The sequence below is a fragment of the Nonomuraea sp. NPDC049709 genome, assembly GCF_040674815.1.
GTDB lineage: Bacteria > Actinomycetota > Actinomycetes > Streptosporangiales > Streptosporangiaceae > Nonomuraea.
Genome location: NZ_JBFANM010000055.1, coordinates 1 through 17012, shown reverse-complemented (window position 1 = coordinate 17012; position 17012 = coordinate 1). Strand labels below are relative to the sequence as shown.

The window sequence follows — 17012 nt, the reverse complement described above, 5'->3', positions numbered from 1 at the left end:
ACCACCCGGCCCCATCGCCGCCGCCGACACCCCTCCGCCGGAGGGCGGGGCCGCACCGGCCCACCCGCCACTCGGCGCCGGCCGTTGGCGCCGACTTGGAGACGGACTCGTGGCGCGGCGGGAGCGACCAAGACGGCGCCAAGACATTCGATGAATCGCACTATTCCCGCATTTATGCTGTTCCGGGGAGATCCGGGCACTGAAGCCGCTGGTGGTCGCGCGACGGGAACGGATCCCGCCCTTCGGCCCACCCCGTACAGCGGCACCGCTGGGCGTGCCGTGCCGGCCGATCGACTCCCCCTCTCAGCCGCCGACCAGATCTCCGCGCTCGCCCACCCGCCTGGCGACGCGCGCCCTCGCGAGCGGCGATCCGCGCCCGGGCGCGGATGCCGCTCGTCGCCGCCGCAGGCGCCGCCCGCTCCCCGAACACCGGGGGCTTCTTGTTCACCCTTGACTTATATAAGTCGAGAGTGAGATTGTCGTGCCGTACGAGGTGCCGGGGTGAAGCGGTGCGAGAGCGGCACCCGTACGCCGTCGACTCACGCCACCACGGGAGGCCGACATCTGGCTGGAGCGCCTCCACAGGTTCTGGAGCCAGCGCCTGGACGCGCTGGCCACCGAACTCTCGCGCGGCAAGCGTGAGCGCCGCCGGCAGCCTGAGGACAGTGCCGGGACGCCGTCTCCAGGCAGCCCACCGTCTACGGAGAGCGAGGAAGAACCGTGATCGACATCGTCAACCAGATCAACGCCACCCACCGAGAGGTCGGCGACCATCCGCTCACCACCGGCAAGGGGCGTTCGCTGCTGCTGCGCCGCACGTACGACGCCACGATCGACGACGTCTGGAACGCCTGCACCGACCCCGCGAGGATCGGCCGGTGGCTGGCCCCGATCGACGGCGACCTGCGGCTCGGCGGCACGTACCAGCTCAAGGGCAACGCCGGCGGCACGATCCTGCGCTGCGAGGAGCCCACCCTGATCAAGGTGACCTGGGCCCTGGGGGAAGGCATGCTCACCGAGGTCGAGGTACGCCTCGCGCCGGCCGACGGCGGCGGCACCGTCCTGGAGCTGGTGCACTCCTCGCCCGCCGAGATCGTCGACGAGCTGGTGCGCACGTACGGGCCCGGCGGCACGATCGGGATCGGCGGCGGCTGGGACCTCACGCTGCTCGGCCTCGACCTCCACCTCCGCGGCGTCACGTTCGACCCCGCGACCTGGGAGGACACCTCGGAGGCCAAGGAGTTCGCCACCCGGAGCTGCCATGCCTGGGGCGCCGCGGTCCAGGCCGCGTGGGGAACCAGCGACGAGGACATCGCCGCGGCGATCGCGTTCGGGGTGCAGCAGTTCGCGCCGGAGCAGGGCGGCTGACCGATGGCCGACAACCTCGCCACCGCCAGGGTCGGCGAGCCGACCAGGGCGCTGCTGATCTCCGGAACCGTCGCCGGCCCGCTCTACATCGTCGTGGTCCTGCTGCAGATGCTCACCAGGGACGGGTACGACATCAGCCGGCACCCGGCCAGCATGCTGAGCAACGGCGCGCAGGGCTGGATCCAGATCGCCAACTTCATGGCCACCGGCCTGCTGTTCGTGGCGTGCGCGATCGGGCTGCGCCAGGTGCTCCGCCGGGCGGCCGGGCCGGGGCGAACGTGGGGACCGCTGCTGATCGGCGTCCTCGGTGCGGGGATGGTCGCCGCGGCGTTCTTCTCCGCCGACCCCTCCGACGGCTTCCCGCCGGGGACTCCGGCCGGGCCGCCGACGACCGTGAGCGTGAGCGGGATGATGCACTTCCTCGTCGCCGGAATCGCCTTCCTCGCGCTGATCGCCGCGTGCTTCGTGTTCGCCCGGCGGTTCGCCGCGGCCGGCAACCGGGGCTGGGCGGCCTTCAGCGCGGCGACGGGGGCGCTCTTCCTGGCGGGCTGGGTCTCGGTGTTCGCCTTGCAGGGCTCCCGGGCGGCCAACATCGCCTTCGCCGTCGCGATCGCGCTCGTCCTGATCTGGACGTCGCTGCTGGCCGCACGCCTGCTCACCCGGCCGGACGGGGGCTAAGGGCCTCCCGTTCGCACCGCCCGGCCCGGCCGGAGGGGGCGTCTACGCGAGGTAGGCCGCCAGCCGGTCGCGGTCGTCGGGGACACCCCAGTAACGCAGGATCTCCCAGAGGTCGAGCCAGCTCCACGCCTCCTCGCCCAGGTCGGCGATGGCGGCCGGCGCCTCCCGCTGCGTCCCGGTGAGCTCGTCCGGCAGCACGCCGGGCTCGTCGAGGACGGTCTCCAGGAGGTCGCCCGCGATCGGGAACGCCTCCACCGGCTCGGCCACCGCCGGCCTGGCGATGAGGGCGGCGGCGCGGGCGGGCGCGTCGGCGGGAGGCGGCGCCGGCTGACCCTGGCGGCCAGGGTGGCGAGGCTGCCCTCCGCCTCGTCGGGGCAGGGCAGCAGGGACAGGGCGAACAGCGCGGTCGTGACGGAGGTGGGGTCGGGGTCGGCCACGACGAGGGCGCGCAACGCGGCCGAGATCGCCGAGCAGACCGTCCATTCGCGAGATCGAACGGCGCGGATGACGCGTCGCCGAACCAATCCCGAGATTTCCTATCGCGGGTGTTCTACGCCCTGCGGGCACAAGCCGCAGCCGCCGCCACCGCGGTCATGGGGTCTCCCCCTTGGCGGCGAGTTGATCTCCGACGTACAGCAGGGCGTGGACGAGCGCGGGGATCTGGTCGGCGATGAGCTCCACCATCGCATTGGGGGTGTCGCTTCTGTCGGTGTACGTACTGCGAGCGGCGGCGAGTGCGTTGAGCGCTTCCTGCTTGTGATCCACAGGTCCGGGACTGTCGCTCATGACCATCTCTCTCTGCATGGGGAGAGTTGCGTGATCATGCTACCAAGGCGATCTATGGAAATGACTGTGATCATGACGTGATACCGCCTGCCGTAGCGACAGCTGTCGGCCCGAGGCGGGGACGTGCACGACGCGGACGGCCGACCGGCCGGAACACGCCCGTCCTGACCTGGATCGATATGGATTCCCGTATCGGCTCGTGAGCGATACCAATATTGGACACCACATGATCGGCTCTGCTCTGCTGGGCGGGATCGACGTCCACCGCCGCGAAGTGAAAGCAGGTATCGCCCGTATGTCCTTCGAGTTGTCCGTCCCGTCCCGCCGTGCGCTGCTGGCGGCCGCGACGCTCCTGCCGCTGGCCGGGCATGCGGCGGAGGCGTCGGCCGCCGAGCCCGAGGCGGCACGCGACCACTACGCCCGCGCGGCCCGGCTGGCCGGCGACGATCCGGTGTCGCGGGCCCTCCTCAGGGCGCTCACCCCGGGCAGCCAGGCGCCGTCCGTGAAGGCTCCGAAGCCGCTGCGGATCTTCGACAACGTGGCGGTGCTGAGCACCGGCTTCGTCTCGGCCACGGCGGTCCTCACGTCCGCCGGCGTGATCCTCATCGACGCGCTGAGCTCGCCGGACGAGGCCAGGAAGGTCATCGTCCCGGGGCTGCGTTCCGTGGGAGTGGACCCTTCGACGATCAAGTACGTGGTCGCCGCCCACGGCCACAGCGACCACTTCGGCGGCGCACAATACCTCGCCGACCGGTACGGCGCCCGCGTCATGATGGCCCGGGCCGACTGGGACCTCGTCGCCGCCGGCTCCCCGGCCCATGCCCCCGACCGGGACCTGGAGATCGCCGACGGCCGGCGGCTGACGCTGGGCGACACGACGGTCACCCTCCACCACACGCCCGGCCACACCCCGGGCACCGTCTCACCGATCTTCCCCGTGCGCTGGAAGGGCCGGCGGCACACCGCGATGTTGTGGGGTGGGACGAACCCGCCCACCGCCACCGCGGACAAGCGGACCTATCTCTCCTCCGTGCTCTCGTTCGCCACACGGATGAGGCAGGCGGGCGTGGACGTCGAGCTCAACAACCACGGGCAGAGCGACTACGGCCTGACCCGGATGGAGGAGTTGCGCGGCGGGTCCGGCGGGAACCCGTTCGTCATCGGGCGTGACCGGGCGCAGCGCTTCATGCGGGTCATGGAGGCGATGTTGCGCGGCCGCATCGCCTCGGACCAGGGGCGGTAGGCCGGCGCCGCGAACGCCCGCCGCAGCGGATCACGGCGCCACGGACCGCCCGCCGCGGCAAACCAGTTGTCGCCGGATCCGCCGGGGATCTAACTTGTGCTGACCGACGTATCGGGGGGATCTCGCGTGCTGGCAGCCGACATACATGCCTATCTCAGGTCGATGGCAGGGCCGCAGGCCCGGCGGACCGGGCCGTTCGTGGCCCGCATCGACGAGCATGACGACGCGCTCCCCTTCAACTACGCCATCCCCGACGACGACAGCGCGCCCACCCCTGACGAGGTCGCCGGGCTGGTCGCGCTGTTCCGCGAGCGGGGCCGGACGCCGCGGCTGGAATACGTGCCGGCCGCCGCGCCCCAGGTGGAGGACGCGCTGCTCGCGGCCGGGTTCACGCCCGAGGCCCGCTACCCGCTGCTGGTGTGCTCGCCGGACGGGGTGGCGGATGCGGACGGGCCGGGCGCGGTACGCGTCGAGCTCGTACGTGACGAGCCGCGGCTCAGGCAGGTCGCCGCGGTGATGAACGAGGCGTTCGAGGCCCCGGAGGCGACCGACCACGACGTCGAGCGCCTCCGGCGGGTCCTGGACGGCGGTGGGCTCGTGGCCGCCGCCGTCGACGCGGAGACCGGGGAGGTCGTCGGCGGCGGTCAGGTCGGGAGCCCGCATCGGGGCGTGGCCGAGGTCGCCGGCATCGCGGTGCGCAAGCCGTACCGGCGCCGGGGGATCGGGCGGGCGGTCACGGCGGCGCTGACGCGTGCGGCGGCGGGCCCCGAGATCGCGACGCTCTACCTCACACCCGCCGACGACGCCGCCGCGCAGGTCTATGCCCGCGTCGGCTACCGGAAGGTGGGCGAGGCACTGTTCATCTCGCTCCGCTGAGCACCGTCCGAGCGCCCTCGCTCCGTTGAGCACCGTCCGAGCGCCCTCGCTCCGCTGAGCACCGTCCGAGGATCCTGCCTCCGCTGAGCACCGTGCCCGGTCAGCCGGCACGGCGCTCGCTCCTGGGGAGCAGGGCCAGCAGCGCCAGCAGGGCCAGTGCCGCCGGAGCGCCCCAGATCAGGACGTCGGGGATGGCCGCGGCCGTCGCCTGCGGGCCGGGCGCGCGGCCCTGGAGCTCCCGGGTGAGCAGGGTGCCGAAGACCGCCACGCCGAGCGACAGGCCCAGCCCTCGTACGGACACCGTGGCGGAGGTCGTGGTGGCCAGGTCAGCGGGAGAGGCCGCGTTCTGCGCCACGACCACCAGGTTCTGCATCAGCAGCCCGAAACCGGCCCCCAGCACGCCCAGCTCCACCGCGAGCACGACGTAGGCGGTGCCCGGATCGAGCCGGCCCAGCAGCACGAAGGCCAGCGCCACGATCGCCGCCCCGGCCAGCAGGTACGGCTTGAACCGGCCACCGGCCCCGATGCGGGCACCGGCCAGCGACGAGACCGCCATGAACGTCAGGACGTACGGGTTGAGCGCCAGGCCCGCCTGCGTGGCCCCCATGCCGTAAGCGGCCTGCAGGTAGGTCGGCAGGTAGACGATCGACCCGCCGAGCAGCGCACCGAGCAGCGCGGTGGCGGGCAGCACGACGCGCAGCGCCGGGTCGGCCAGCAGCCGCGGTGGGAAGAGCGGGTCGGCCGCCCGCCGCTCCCACCACACGAACAGCGCCACCAGAGCCGCGAAAGCGCCGATCAGCGCGACGATCACGGGGGAACCCCACGCGAGGACGCGACCGCCCCACTCGGCCACCAGCAGCAGGCTCACCATGGCCCCCGCGACCAGCGCCGCCCCGGCCACGTCGGCCCGGCCGCCACCTCCCGGGGCGGGCAGCCGCAGCGCGTACGCGGCGAGCGACATGGCGAGCAGCCCGAGCGGCAGGTTGATGTAGAAGATCCAGCGCCAGCCCCACACGTCGGTGATCGCGCCCCCGGCGAGCGGCCCGCCCACGCTGGCCACGGCGAAGACACCGCCGGTCAGGCCCTGGACCCGGCCGCGCAGGCGCGCCGGGTACAGCTCCGACAGCGCGATCGTGGGCAGCACGAACAGCGCCCCGGCTCCGATGCCCTGCACGGTCCTGGCGGCGATCAGTTGCGCGATCGTCTGCGCCAGCCCGCACAGCGCGGAGCCCGCCACGAAGAGGGCGACCGCGCCGACGAACACGGCCCGCCGGCCGAACCGGTCGCTGACGCGGCCGTAGAGCGCGCCGGTCGCGGTGGACGCCAGCACGTACGAGGTCACGACCCAGCCGCTCGTGCCCATGCCGCTCGTGCCCATGCCGCTCGTGCCCATGCCGCTCGTATCCGGGCCGATCATGTCCGGGCCGCCCAGGTCGGCGGCGATGTCGGGGAGCGCGATGGCCACCACCGTCTGGTCGAGCACCGACAGCAGCATGCCGATCAGCAGGCCGGCGGTGGCGAGCCGCACGTTGGCCGCCTTCGGCGGCGCCGTCCGGGTGAATTCGGACATGAGGCTCACCCCTTCTTCCGGGCGAACGGGTCGGGCAGGTCGAAGTCGGCGCTGAGCAGGTCCTGGTCGAGGACCGCGCCGGCGACGGTGCCGCTCGCGGCGGCGCTGACCACGGCGGCCAGCGGCACCGGTACGGTGGCCCGCCGCGCCATGTCGCCCGCCGCGTACACGCCCGGCACGCTGGTCCGGCCGAACTCGTCCACCTCCACGCACCCGTCGGGGAAGGACGCGCAGCCGAGGAGGGCGGCCAGTCCGGACCGCTGGCGGGGCACGTTGACGACGAACACCGCCGCCCTGGCCAACGGCGGGCCGCTCTCGAACACGATCTGGTCGAGCCGGTCGCCCGTCGCCTCCAAGCGGGCGATGGCCTCGCAGCGCACGGTGACCCCCGCGGCCTCGAGCCTGGCCCTCGCGGTGGCGTCGAGCGGCGCGCCTTCGGTGCACAGGGCGACGTCGCCGGCGAAGCGGCTCAGTTGCAGCGCCAGCCGTACGCGGGCCGGGTCCGCGCCGATCACCGCGACCGGCCTGCCGGTGCACTCGTAGCCGTGGCAGTACGGGCAGTGGAAGGCGGAGCGGCCCCACAGCGCCTCGACGCCGCGCGGGCCGGGGAGCTCGTCGGCCAGCCCGGTGGCCAGCAGGAGCCGCCGCGCGTCCGCTGTCCCCCCGCCCTCCTGCTCCAGCCGGAACACGCCGCCGCCCACGACGCGGACGCCGGCGACCGGTTCCTCTCGGATCACGACCGAGGGGTAGGCGGCCAGTTCCTTGCGGCCGAGCTCGCGCAGCTCGCCGGGGGGTGTGCCGTCGCGGGTCAGGAAGTTGTGCACCGCTTCGGCCGGCGCGTTGCGGCCGTGCCCGGCGTCGGCCAGGAGGACCGGGCGGTGGGCGCGGCCCAGGGTGAGCGCGGCGGCCATGCCGGCCGGGCCGCCGCCGACTATCGCGACGTCGTACATGCCTGCGTCCATGTCAGGCCTCCGTTCGGTTGACGTGGAGGCAAGTCTGCAAGTTAATGTCAACATGAGGTCAAGCGATTCGATGCGGATCGGGGAGCTCGCCGAGCGCTTCGATCTCGCCCCGCACGTCCTGCGCCACTGGGAGGCGATGGGCCTGCTGACGCCGGCCGCCCGCGTGAACGGGCGCCGCCGCTACACCCGTGACCACGTCGTGCGCGTCCTGACGATCATCCGGGCCAAGGCGGGCGGGATGAGCCTGGAGCAGATCCGGGAGGTGCTCGACGCCACCGGCCGGGCCGAGCGCCGCGCGCTCCTCCAGGCGCAGCACGCCGAGCTGGAACGCAAGCTCCAGGAGATCGCGGCGTCGAAGCGGCTGATCGAGCACCTCATGGAGTGCGGCGCCGAGGACTTCACCCAGTGCCCCGACTACCGGCGCATGGTCGAGAGCGCCACCGCGCTGCACGACGAGCCCGGGGACACGTGCGTGATCTGACCGGCCACCGGCTCCCACCCCGGCCTTCCGCCCGAGGGGAGGCTCGACCTTCCGCCCGAGGGGAGGCTCGACCTTCCGCCCGAGGGGAGGCTCGACCTTCCGCCGGAGGGGAGGCTCTGGTCAGCTGCCGCGCAGGCCCGTGCGCAGCCGGCCGTAAGCCTTGAGCATCCGGTCCGCGGGCCGGAGCAGGCGCGGGCTGCTCAGCACGGTGTTGCGCAGGCCCCGGAGCGGAGTCCGGCGCACCCAGTGCAGGCCCGCCGACACGGTCGGCCGGGCGAGCCGCCCCTCGGCGACCTCGAACTCGCCGTTCTTGAGCTTGTCCTTGTACTCCTTGTCGCCCCGGCCCATGTCCACGACGAGAATCCCGGCGCGCGCCGCCTCCCTCGCCATGGCGAGATGCTGGATGAGGCCGGGCGAGTAGCGGGCGAAGGCGAGGTCGTAGGCGGGGAACCAGCCGGCCAGCACGGTGTCGCTGCGCAGGCCGAAATGGCCGGCGACGGGCCGGTCGCCGGCGTAGAGCATGTCGAGCACGCCCGCGAAGCCCGGGGTGTCGACGCGGAGCAGGTCGTGGACCAGGCGGGTGATCCACGGTTGCGCGAAGCGGTCGGTGCGGCCGGTGCGCTGGTATTGCCGGCTCTTCCAGTCGAGCAGCGTGCCCAGGACGGCCGGGTCGGCGACGCCGAAGTCGTGCCGCACCTCGCCGGCGTCGCGCCCCAGCTTCCGCTCCTTGTAGGCGGTGGACCAGTAGGTCTTGGCGGAGGTCCGGGTGAGGTGGGCCAGGTAGGCGTCGTAGCCGCCGCGCAGGTCGATGATCGGTGAGGGGTGGCGGCTGGCGTGGTGGGCGGGGAACTGGTCGGGCCGCAGGTGGTCGAACTCCCAGACGCTCAGGCCGCACGCGCTGAGCAGGCGGGCCGGTTCGAGCTCGACGCCGGGGGCCAGGACGGCGCCCTGCGCGTCGGTCAGGCCCGCGCCGACGGGCTTGCCGGTGCCGAACCGGTGGCGCTCGAACGGGAAGAAGCCCACGATCCGGCCGCCGTCCTCGATCACGGCGATCCGGACATACGGCCGCTGCCGCGCTACCGCGACCGTGAACTCCGGGCACAGGAACGGGTTGACCAGCCCGGGCCCTGCTCCCAGCAGGGCCCGCCAGGCGTCCAGCTCGCCGGCCCCGAGGTCGGAGGCGGCGATGACGGTGATCTTCATCGGTCGCCCACCGCGTCGCGCGGGCGGGAGGCCCGCCCGTTGCGTTCGTACAGGGAGATCGCGTAGGAGCGGTCGGCGTGCGGCATGACGCGCTCCCCGATCGGCCGCAGCGGCGCGGCCAGGGAGAAGTGGCGGTGCAGCCGCCTCGACTCGGGCCACGGATGGGAGGCCACCAGCACGCCGCCGGGGCTCAGCAGCCCGCTCAACCGGTGCGACACCTGGCGCAGGATGCGGCCGTTGCCCACGTAGTAGAGCATCTCCGTGCAGATCACCAGGTCGAACTGCCCGGTGGGCGCCTGGTGGCGGATGTCCAGGCATTCGAAGCGGGCCGGCGAGGAGGCCCGGACGGTCGCGCTGTGCACGGCCTGCGACGAGACGTCCACGCCGACCGTCTCCGCGCCCGGATGGGACAGGGCCACGAGATCGGTGAAGAAGCCCTCGCTGCAGCCGACGTCGAGGATGCGGCCGTAGTCGCGCCGGGGCAGGCACGAGAGCAGGGCGGCGTGCCGGTCTTTCTCATAGGTGTCGCTGGTGTAGTGCCACGGGTCCTGTTTGCGGTGCCACCAGTCGAAGTAGCGGCGCAGCGAGGCCTGCGCGCTCGCGGTGGGAAGACGGGACAGCAGGCCGAAGAATGCGCGATGGAGGGCGTCGCCCGCCTTGGCCATGTCGCTCCTTGGGATCGCATCCGGGCCGACGGCGGACGCGGGGGCAGGACTGACGCGCCTGACGCGGCCGGAACGGGGGCATGAACCACAAGCTACTACACGTGTAATAGTTGTGCGCGCCCGCCGATCGCGTCCCTCTCCGTTCTATTACAGATGTCGTAAATTTGGCGGGTGCGATCCGAACCGCTTGGCAAAAAGCGGCGGGAGTACGCGCTCGAACGCTCAGTACAGGATGATCGGGGTGCAGTCGATGTCGCGTCGGAAGCTGGGACAGCTGGAGGCCGAGGTGCTCGCCGTGCTGGCCGGTGCCGAAGGGTTCCTCTCACCGGCCGACATCTGTGACCGGCTGGAGGGCGCTCCGGCCTACACCACGGTGAACACGATCCTGTTCCGGTTGCTGGACAAGAACATGGTGGACCGCGAGAAGCGGGGGCGGGCCTACGGCTACCGGCTGACCGCCGACGAATCGGGGCTGGCGGCGGAGCGCATGTTCGGCCACCTGCGCCTGGCGCACAACCCGTCGGCGGTGCTCAGCCAGTTCGTCCACGGTCTGAGCCCCATGGAGGAGGAAGCCCTGCGCGCGCTGCTCGACGAGCCGGGGAGCCGGCCGTGAACCTGACGACGTACGCGCCCACGGTGCTGCTGGCCCTCGGCACCCTCGTCGTGGCCTGGCGGCAGCCGCGCATGCACCCCGCCTGGACGGCCCGGATCCTGCTCCTGCTCACCGGCGCCTCCGCGCTGGCCGTGCTGGGGTCGCTGGCCTTCCTCGTCGTGCTGGCGATCAGCACGCAGTCGCCCGCCCAGGCCACCCTGGCCGGCCGCGCCCTGGCCGATCACGGCCGGGTCCCCCTTCCCGTGGGGGTGTCCGCCGCCGCCCTCCTGATGCTCATCACCGTGGCGGTGGGGCGTACGGTGCTGAAGTGGCGCGCCGAGTTCCGCGACGCCAGGGCTCTCGGAACGGGCGTAGTCCCCGGTGACCGGCCCTTCGCCCTGGCCGTGCCGGGCCGCGACGGCGGGGTGGTGCTCTCCCGGGGGCTTGTCGAGCTGTTGTCCCGGCGCGAGCTCGAGGTCGTCCTCCGGCACGAGGCCGCCCACATCCGGCGCCGGCACCATCTCTACCTGATGGCCGGCTCGGCCTGCACCCGCGTCTTCCCCGGCCTCGCGTATCCGTACCGGGCGCTGCGCTACGCCCTGGAGCGCTGGGCCGACGAGGACGCCGCCCGCGCGGTGGGCGATCGGGTGCTGACCGCCCGCACGATCGCCCGGGTGGCGCTGGCGCAGGCGAGCGACTCCCGGGGGCCCACCCTGGCCGACCCGCACCGCACCCGCCGGGGGCTCGCCCTGGCCGGATCGCACGTCACCCGCCGGGTCCAGGCACTGCTGGAGCAGACGCCCCCGGACTCCCGCTTCACCGGGCCGGTCCTGCTCGGCGGCGCGTGGATGGCCACCGGCGGCGCCATCTCCCCTACCCTCACCCATCACGTCAGCCTGATGCTCCTCCTCGTGTGAGCGCGCCGGAGGGGCCGGTCAGGTGCGGACGGGGAGGCTGGTGAGAGCCCGCTTGAAACCCGGCTGCCAGCCGATCTCGCCGGCGGGCACGGCCAGTTCCAGGGCCGGGAACCGGTCGAGGAGGGTGGTGAGCGCGATCTGCGTCTCGGCGCGGGCCAGCGCCGCCCCCAGGCAGTAGTGGATGCCGTGCCCGAACCCGAGATGGCCGTTGTCCTGGCGGCGGAGGTCGAGCCGGTCGGGCCGGTCGAAGCGGCGCGGGTCCCGGTTGGCCGCCGCGTACACCACCTGCACCGCCTCCCCCTCCGGGATGGTCACGCCGCCGATCTCCACGGGCTCCAGGGTGTAGCGCATGACGGCGATCTCGGCGGGGCCACCGTAGCGCAGGAACTCCTCCACCGCCTCGGGGACGGCCCCAAGTTCGAGGGAGCGGGTGAGCAGCAGCCAGGCGCTCTGGCTGATGAGCCCGACCGTGGTCTCGTGGCCGGCGACCAGGATGCTGATGGACATGGAGATCAGCTCCTCGTCGCTGAGCCGGTCGCCGTCGTCCTCCTGCACGCGTACCAGCCCGGACAGCAGGTCGCCGGCGGGGGCGGCCCTCTTGGCGGCGATCAGCCCGCGCATGTAGCCGACCAGCCCCCTGGCCCCGGACGCGATCCGGTCGAGGTCGGGGGCGCCGAGGTCGGCGGCCCAGGCCCGCCAGGTGTCGCGGTCCGCCGCGGGGACGCCGAGCAGCTCGCAGATGACCTGGATCGGCAGCGGGTACGCGAACCGCTCGATGAGGTCGAACTCCGCCGGCAGGCCGGACAACAGCTCACCGGCGATCTCCTGGATCCGGGGGCGCAGGTGCTCGACCCTGCGGGCGGTGAACTCGCGTGAAACGAGCCGGCGCAGCCGGGTGTGGTCCGGCGGGTCGTACACGCCCAGGGTGTGCATCAGGTATGGCGCCACGTCCTCCGGCAGCCCGGCGGCCGCGGCCAGGTCGATCTTGGCCTGCTTGGTGACGTCGCTGCTGAACCGGGGGTCGGTCAGCACCGTGACGCTCTCCGGATAGCCGGTCACCAGCCAGATGGGGGTGCCGTCCACATACGTGCCCGGACGGACCGGGCCCTCCTCGGCCAGGCCGGCCAGGAACGCGTCCCGGTCGGTGGCGGTCAGCAGGCCGGTGATGCTGGTCATGGTCGCTCCAATGTGGGGAGGATCGGTGCCTTCACGGTGCGCCCCGCTCTTTCCTGACCGCGTCCCAGGCGGCGAGGGCCCGGTCGTCGGCGAACAGGCCACGCGTGAAGATCTCTATGGCGGCCCTGGAGTACTGCAGCGTCGCGTCCGTGCCGTGCAGGTCGGCCACGCCCAGCACCCGGGACAGGTGCTCGCCGAAGGCCAGCGGGGCCAGCAGCCACGTCACGTAGATCGCCGCCCGGGCCCGCGGGTCCTCGCTGGGGTGCACCCACCCCTCGCGCACGCCCTCCTCCAGCCACCGCCCGGTCACCTCGACGATCTCGTCGAACAGGGCGGCGGCCGCCGGCGTGCCGTCGAGGAACGCGCGCGCCAGGTAACGCCGCACGGAGGTGCCCGCGTCCAGCAGCGCCCCCAGCCCCGCCGCGTCGTCCAGCGCCTCCACCCCCGGGCCGCCGCGCACCAGCGAGATCACGTAGGCGTCACACTCCTCGCGCAGTCCCTCCTTGGTGCCGAAATGGTGCAGCACGAGAGCATGGGACACGCCGGCCCGGGCGGCGACCGCCCGCAGGCTGACCCGGTTGACGCCCTCGGCGCCGAACAGCTCCAGGGCCGCGTTCCGGATCCGGGCCCGCGCTGTGAGGTCCTCGTCGTTGTTGGCTGACCGCATGATCAGCATACTAACCAAATGGTCAGCCATCGGCAAGAACGGTGGCCGTCGCGACGGCGCACTAAGCTCAAGGGCTGTGCTGCGAAGGGTGACGGTCTGGCTGGCGGTGGTGCTCCTGCCGCTCGCCGGATGCGGCGGCGGCGCGCCCCGATCCGCGCCCGCGTCCGAGTCCGCGTCCGCGTCCGAGTCCCCGTCCACGACGGTCTCCCCCGCACCCACGAGCCCGGCACCGCGCCATGCCGAGGGCGGGCGGGCCGACGACATCGACGGTGACGGGCGCGCGGATCTGGTCGTCGAGGTCGGCGACCGGCGCGGGGACCGGCGCCACCTCGTGGCCGTCCACGGCTCGTCCCGGGGCCTGGGCAAGGGCGAACGCACGGTGATCCCCCCGGACACGTTCCTCTCCTGGCAGATCGACTCCGGCATCAGGGCCGACCTCGACGGCGACGGCTTCGGTGACGTGCTGGGCTACGGCCGGCCCGGCGACCGCGACGAGCAGATGCGCCCGTACGTCATGTGGGGTGATCCGCGCGGCCTCGGGGCCGGGAGGCCGCCGACCCCGGTGGCGTTGCCCGCCGAGAGCGACGTGGCGACCTACCGGGCCGTCGCCGGTGACTTCGACGGCGACGGCGCCGCCGACGTGGCGATGTCCAGCCCGCCCGGCAGCGGCCGGACCGACACGAACCTGGCGGTCCTGTACGGCCCGTTCGGCCGCGACGGGAGCCCGAGCCGCCGGAGCGTCCAGCCGTCGCCGACCGGCGGGGAGTTCTGGCGGATGAGCGTGGACCGGATCGACGGGCGGCGCGCGACGGGGCTGATCGTGTACGAGGGCGACGACGGCGAGCAGACCGCCGGCTGGCTGCTCGACGCCGGGCCCGGCGGCCTGGCGAAGGCGGGCCGCAGGCTGAACCCGGGCATGTCCGCCGCGTTCGGCGACTTCGACGGCGACGGCACGCGGGACGTGGCCGTCGGCGACGACGGCAGCCGGAACAACGAGCCCGGCTACGAGACGGAGGAGCCCTCGGTCGACAGGACGCTGACCCTCTATTACGGGGACGGCCGCACGGAGGCGTTCAAGGGCACCGCGGGCCGGGCGGTCGCCGGCGACTTCGACGGCGACGGCCGCGACGACCTCGCCTTCGGCGGCTCCGCCGGCGCCCCGGCCCGCCCGGTCCGGATGTTCTGGGGCGGCGCGGGCGGCCTGCGCGCCGGCGGCGCCGTCGGCGGGCTGGGCCTGGCCGTGCCGCTGACGTCGGGGGACTACGACGGCGACGGGGACGACGAGCTCGCCCTCACCGCGGGTGAGGACGGCCTCGAGGTCGTCGTGACGGACGGCCGAAAGGTGCTGACGCGGTTCGGCCTGTCCCCGTAAGCACAGGTCACGAACCGGCCGCTAGGGTGATTGATCGCCCAATGCCGGCCGGCCGAGCGGACGCGGAAATGACCTCTCATGCACCCGTGACCCGCAGGGGCCTGCTCAAGCTCGGCGCGGGAGCCGCCGCGACCGCCGCGCTCGCGGCCGCCGCGCCCGCCTCGGCCGCCGCGGCGGAGGGCCGGTTCGACCTGACCGCCCCCTCGACGGGTTCGGGCACGGCGTCCAGATCGGGGTCGAGCCGGCGGGAACGTCCGCGTACCTGTGGACGGAGACCGACGGGGTGAGCGACGGCGAGACCTCGCGGGGCAGCAGGCTGGCTCGGTTCAGGTTCGTCAACGGTCAGACGCTCACGACCACGTCGTCGGCGCTCACGAAGTACACGCTGATCTCCGGCGCCAACAACACCACGTGCGCGATCGACCCGTCGACCAACCGGCTGATCATGCGTTACCGGGGCGGAAGCACGTTCCGCTACGCGGTGTACTCGCTGGCGGCGGTCAAGGCCGGCACTCCGGCGAAGCTGCACGACGTGGCCCAGCCGTCGCAGGTCCAGCGCGCGCGGAGCGTGGCCGGCAAGTCGCTGGACTACCGGGAGCCGGAGGGCATGGCGATCCAGATCGTCTCCGGCGCCCCGCGCCTGTGCCTCGGGCTGGCCTCGGGCGTGGAGAAGGCGCGCCTGGCCAGCATCTTCTACAAGAGCGAACTCGTCTGACGGCGGGTCAGCGCAGGTTCCGCACCCGGATGCCGTGCGCGTCGGCGCGCTCGGCGCCGGCCGCGTCCACGTTGCTGATCGGGATCAGCCCGCGGACCTGCCCGCCGCGCCCCTCGTCCGTCATGCGGACGATCAGCAGGCCGGGATCGGTGCCGTGCGAGGAGTGCGGGTCGCCGGAGAGCGGGGTCGGGCCGCGCGTCGAGGCGAACACCCAGGCCCGGTCGGGGGACGAGGCGAACAGGTCCACCGTCGGGTCGGCGCTGTACGGCGACGTCAGCGGCACCGTGTTGACGCGGGCGCCGGTGCGGCCGTCGAAGACCTCGACCACGTTGGCGTCGCGGTCGCCCACCCAGACGTGGCGTTCGCGGGCGCTGACCGCGGTCCCGTGGGCGTCGCGCTCGGGTGTGTCGTCGTCGTAGAGCCGCTGCACGGCGGGCGTGTTCGGCGGGTTCGAGGCGGAGTAGCCGCTCCGCGGCACCCGGAAGACGCTGAACTGGTCGAGGTTGGCCGCGGTCCCGCCGCCCCCGTCGCCGAACACGGTGCCCTTCGCCTCGACGAAGCCGCAGCCGTTCGCGGGCACGTGGTCCTCGTCGTACTCCCCCACGACGGCCATCGGCGTGGCCCGCCAGTCCACGACGAACATGCCGCCGCCGCGCAGGCTGACGAAGACGGGGCCGTTGTCGGAGGCGATGAAGGGGCAGATCGGCGCGTTGTCGGGGCGGATGCCCGGTACCTGGCACGGCGCGCCGCTCGGGGTGGTGCAGCCCGCCAGGTCGAGCGTGGCCGCGGGCTCCTGGGCGAACGCGCCGGTCGCGTAGTCGGTGCGGATGCGCTCGAGCTTCTTGCCGTTCTGGTTGGCGATGACGAGGTACCGGTCGTCCTCGGTGGGCCACAGGGCGTGCGCCTGCCGGGCCCCGCCCGCGCCCACCTCGGTGGACAGGCACGCCAGCGGGCGGCGGGCGGCGGCGTCGAAGATCACCACATGGCCGCTGGCCACGAAGGCGAGCGCCGCGTGGGTGTCGGCCTTGTTGAACACGATCATGTGCGGCCGGACCGGGTTGCGCCCGGTGCTCGCCAGGCACAGGGACGACGTGGCGCCCCCCAGGTCGATCACGGCGGCCGGGCGGGCGGCGGACAGGCGCCTGGTGACGTCGCCGCCGTCGTAGACGTACACGGTGCCGCCGTGGGTGAGGCCGGCGGTGTCGGACTGGTCGACCAGCCAGATCTCGTAGGAGGGGTCACCGGGGGCTTCGGCCGCCCCCAGGACGAGCGTCATCAGTAGCGCGGCGATCGCGGCACGCCATCTCATGGCGCCTCCCGTCCCGTCTCGATCACGGATTCGAACGCAGTGTCTCCGCGATCTCCCTTCAGGGCAAGGGGCCCGCATGTCTTGACGTAGTCCGCCGGAGCGGCGACGGTCGAGAGCGAGTCCCGTACCCACAACCTCCGGTCACGGTTTCCTGTCAACCACGAGGTAGGCGGCGATGCTGCACAGACTCCTGACCCTGGCGCTCGTGGCGGCCGGTTTGACCGCCGTTCCGGTGGATCCGGCCTATCAGGTGCTGGTGTTCTCCAAGACCGCCGGGTTCCGGCACGACTCGATCCCGGCGGGCCTGCAGGCCATCCGCGAGCTCGGCGCGGCCGGTGGCTTCACCGTCACCGCCACCGAGGACGCCACCGCCTTCACCAGCGCCAACCTGGCCGGCTACCAGGCCGTCGTCTTCCTCAACACCACCGGCGA

The 17012-nt window shown here is 73.2% G+C and carries 20 protein-coding genes; 11 read left to right on the top strand and 9 right to left on the bottom strand.

Annotated elements, in window-relative coordinates; translation table 11 throughout:
- Positions 1-720 precede the first annotated feature (720 nt).
- On the top strand, positions 721-1368 hold the full coding sequence (locus AB0J69_RS41580) for an SRPBCC domain-containing protein (RefSeq protein ID WP_364129673.1): 648 nt from the start codon (positions 721-723) through the stop codon (positions 1366-1368).
- A gap of 3 nt (positions 1369-1371) precedes the next feature.
- On the top strand, positions 1372-2046 hold the full coding sequence (locus AB0J69_RS41575) for a DUF998 domain-containing protein (protein ID WP_364129671.1): 675 nt from the start codon (positions 1372-1374) through the stop codon (positions 2044-2046).
- Between the two features lie 42 nt (positions 2047-2088).
- Here the strand turns inward: AB0J69_RS41575 and AB0J69_RS41570 are convergent, their stop codons facing one another.
- Both AB0J69_RS41570 and AB0J69_RS41565 read right to left on the bottom strand, forming a co-directional pair.
- Positions 2089-2313: a hypothetical protein gene (locus tag AB0J69_RS41570; protein WP_364129668.1), complete on the bottom strand. Its 225-nt coding sequence runs from the start codon at positions 2311-2313 to the stop codon at positions 2089-2091.
- Between the two features lie 324 nt (positions 2314-2637).
- Complete coding sequence (locus AB0J69_RS41565; RefSeq protein WP_364129665.1) at positions 2638-2811, bottom strand: hypothetical protein; 174 nt, start codon at positions 2809-2811, stop codon at positions 2638-2640.
- 247 nt (positions 2812-3058) lie between these two features.
- Here AB0J69_RS41565 and AB0J69_RS41560 point away from each other — a divergent pair, with 247 nt between their 5' ends.
- Entirely contained in the window at positions 3059-4075 is a 1017-nt protein-coding gene (locus tag AB0J69_RS41560; RefSeq protein ID WP_364129663.1) for an MBL fold metallo-hydrolase, read from the top strand.
- A 162-nt stretch (positions 4076-4237) separates the two neighbouring features.
- Complete coding sequence (locus AB0J69_RS41555; RefSeq protein WP_364129660.1) at positions 4238-4951, top strand: GNAT family N-acetyltransferase; 714 nt, start codon at positions 4238-4240, stop codon at positions 4949-4951.
- 100 nt (positions 4952-5051) lie between these two features.
- Here the strand turns inward: AB0J69_RS41555 and AB0J69_RS41550 are convergent, their stop codons facing one another.
- Both AB0J69_RS41550 and AB0J69_RS41545 read right to left on the bottom strand, forming a co-directional pair.
- On the bottom strand, positions 5052-6521 hold the full coding sequence (locus tag AB0J69_RS41550; protein WP_364129658.1) for an MFS transporter: 1470 nt from the start codon (positions 6519-6521) through the stop codon (positions 5052-5054).
- A 5-nt stretch (positions 6522-6526) separates the two neighbouring features.
- Positions 6527-7483 (bottom strand): NAD(P)/FAD-dependent oxidoreductase, encoded by a 957-nt coding sequence (locus tag AB0J69_RS41545; RefSeq protein ID WP_364129656.1) that lies wholly within the window; start codon positions 7481-7483, stop codon positions 6527-6529.
- A gap of 52 nt (positions 7484-7535) precedes the next feature.
- Here AB0J69_RS41545 and AB0J69_RS41540 point away from each other — a divergent pair, with 52 nt between their 5' ends.
- Positions 7536-7964, top strand: a complete 429-nt coding sequence (locus AB0J69_RS41540; RefSeq protein WP_364129653.1) for a MerR family transcriptional regulator — start codon at positions 7536-7538, stop codon at positions 7962-7964.
- Between the two features lie 120 nt (positions 7965-8084).
- Here AB0J69_RS41540 and AB0J69_RS41535 read toward each other — a convergent pair whose 3' ends face one another.
- Both AB0J69_RS41535 and AB0J69_RS41530 read right to left on the bottom strand, forming a co-directional pair.
- On the bottom strand, positions 8085-9167 hold the full coding sequence (locus AB0J69_RS41535; RefSeq protein ID WP_364129651.1) for a GNAT family N-acetyltransferase: 1083 nt from the start codon (positions 9165-9167) through the stop codon (positions 8085-8087).
- Positions 9164-9832 carry an SAM-dependent methyltransferase gene (locus tag AB0J69_RS41530; RefSeq protein WP_364129649.1) on the bottom strand — a complete coding sequence of 223 codons (669 nt, stop codon included), beginning with the start codon at positions 9830-9832 and terminating at the stop codon, positions 9164-9166. Before AB0J69_RS41530 ends, AB0J69_RS41535 begins: the two co-directional genes overlap by 4 nt.
- 250 nt (positions 9833-10082) lie before the next feature.
- Here AB0J69_RS41530 and AB0J69_RS41525 point away from each other — a divergent pair, with 250 nt between their 5' ends.
- Entirely contained in the window at positions 10083-10445 is a 363-nt protein-coding gene (locus AB0J69_RS41525) for a BlaI/MecI/CopY family transcriptional regulator (protein WP_364129647.1), read from the top strand.
- Complete coding sequence (locus AB0J69_RS41520) at positions 10442-11341, top strand: M48 family metalloprotease (RefSeq protein ID WP_364129644.1); 900 nt, start codon at positions 10442-10444, stop codon at positions 11339-11341. Before AB0J69_RS41525 ends, AB0J69_RS41520 begins: the two co-directional genes overlap by 4 nt.
- Before the next feature lie 18 nt (positions 11342-11359).
- Here the strand turns inward: AB0J69_RS41520 and AB0J69_RS41515 are convergent, their stop codons facing one another.
- Together AB0J69_RS41515 and AB0J69_RS41510 are read right to left on the bottom strand one after the other, a co-directional pair.
- Positions 11360-12517: a cytochrome P450 gene (locus tag AB0J69_RS41515; protein WP_364129642.1), complete on the bottom strand. Its 1158-nt coding sequence runs from the start codon at positions 12515-12517 to the stop codon at positions 11360-11362.
- Positions 12518-12548: 31 nt separating this feature from the next.
- Complete coding sequence (locus tag AB0J69_RS41510; RefSeq protein WP_364129640.1) at positions 12549-13184, bottom strand: TetR family transcriptional regulator; 636 nt, start codon at positions 13182-13184, stop codon at positions 12549-12551.
- Positions 13185-13260: 76 nt separating this feature from the next.
- Here AB0J69_RS41510 and AB0J69_RS41505 point away from each other — a divergent pair, with 76 nt between their 5' ends.
- The 3 genes from AB0J69_RS41505 (at position 13261) to AB0J69_RS41495 (ending at position 15271) form a co-directional block, all read left to right on the top strand.
- Positions 13261-14556: a VCBS repeat-containing protein gene (locus AB0J69_RS41505; RefSeq protein WP_364129637.1), complete on the top strand. Its 1296-nt coding sequence runs from the start codon at positions 13261-13263 to the stop codon at positions 14554-14556.
- 86 nt (positions 14557-14642) lie between these two features.
- Positions 14643-14843, top strand: a complete 201-nt coding sequence (locus tag AB0J69_RS41500; RefSeq protein WP_364129635.1) for a hypothetical protein — start codon at positions 14643-14645, stop codon at positions 14841-14843.
- The gene (locus tag AB0J69_RS41495) at positions 14840-15271 is read left to right on the top strand and encodes a hypothetical protein (protein ID WP_364129632.1); all 432 of its coding nucleotides are present in this window, start codon (positions 14840-14842) and stop codon (positions 15269-15271) included. Before AB0J69_RS41500 ends, AB0J69_RS41495 begins: the two co-directional genes overlap by 4 nt.
- A gap of 7 nt (positions 15272-15278) precedes the next feature.
- On the opposite strand, the gene AB0J69_RS41490 is transcribed toward AB0J69_RS41495, so the two are convergent.
- Positions 15279-16580: a hypothetical protein gene (locus AB0J69_RS41490; protein ID WP_364129629.1), complete on the bottom strand. Its 1302-nt coding sequence runs from the start codon at positions 16578-16580 to the stop codon at positions 15279-15281.
- A 175-nt stretch (positions 16581-16755) separates the two neighbouring features.
- On the opposite strand from AB0J69_RS41490, the gene AB0J69_RS41485 reads away from it, so the two are divergent.
- Positions 16756-17012 (top strand): ThuA domain-containing protein (locus AB0J69_RS41485; RefSeq protein ID WP_364129626.1); only part of this gene is annotated, 257 nt, incomplete at its 3' end.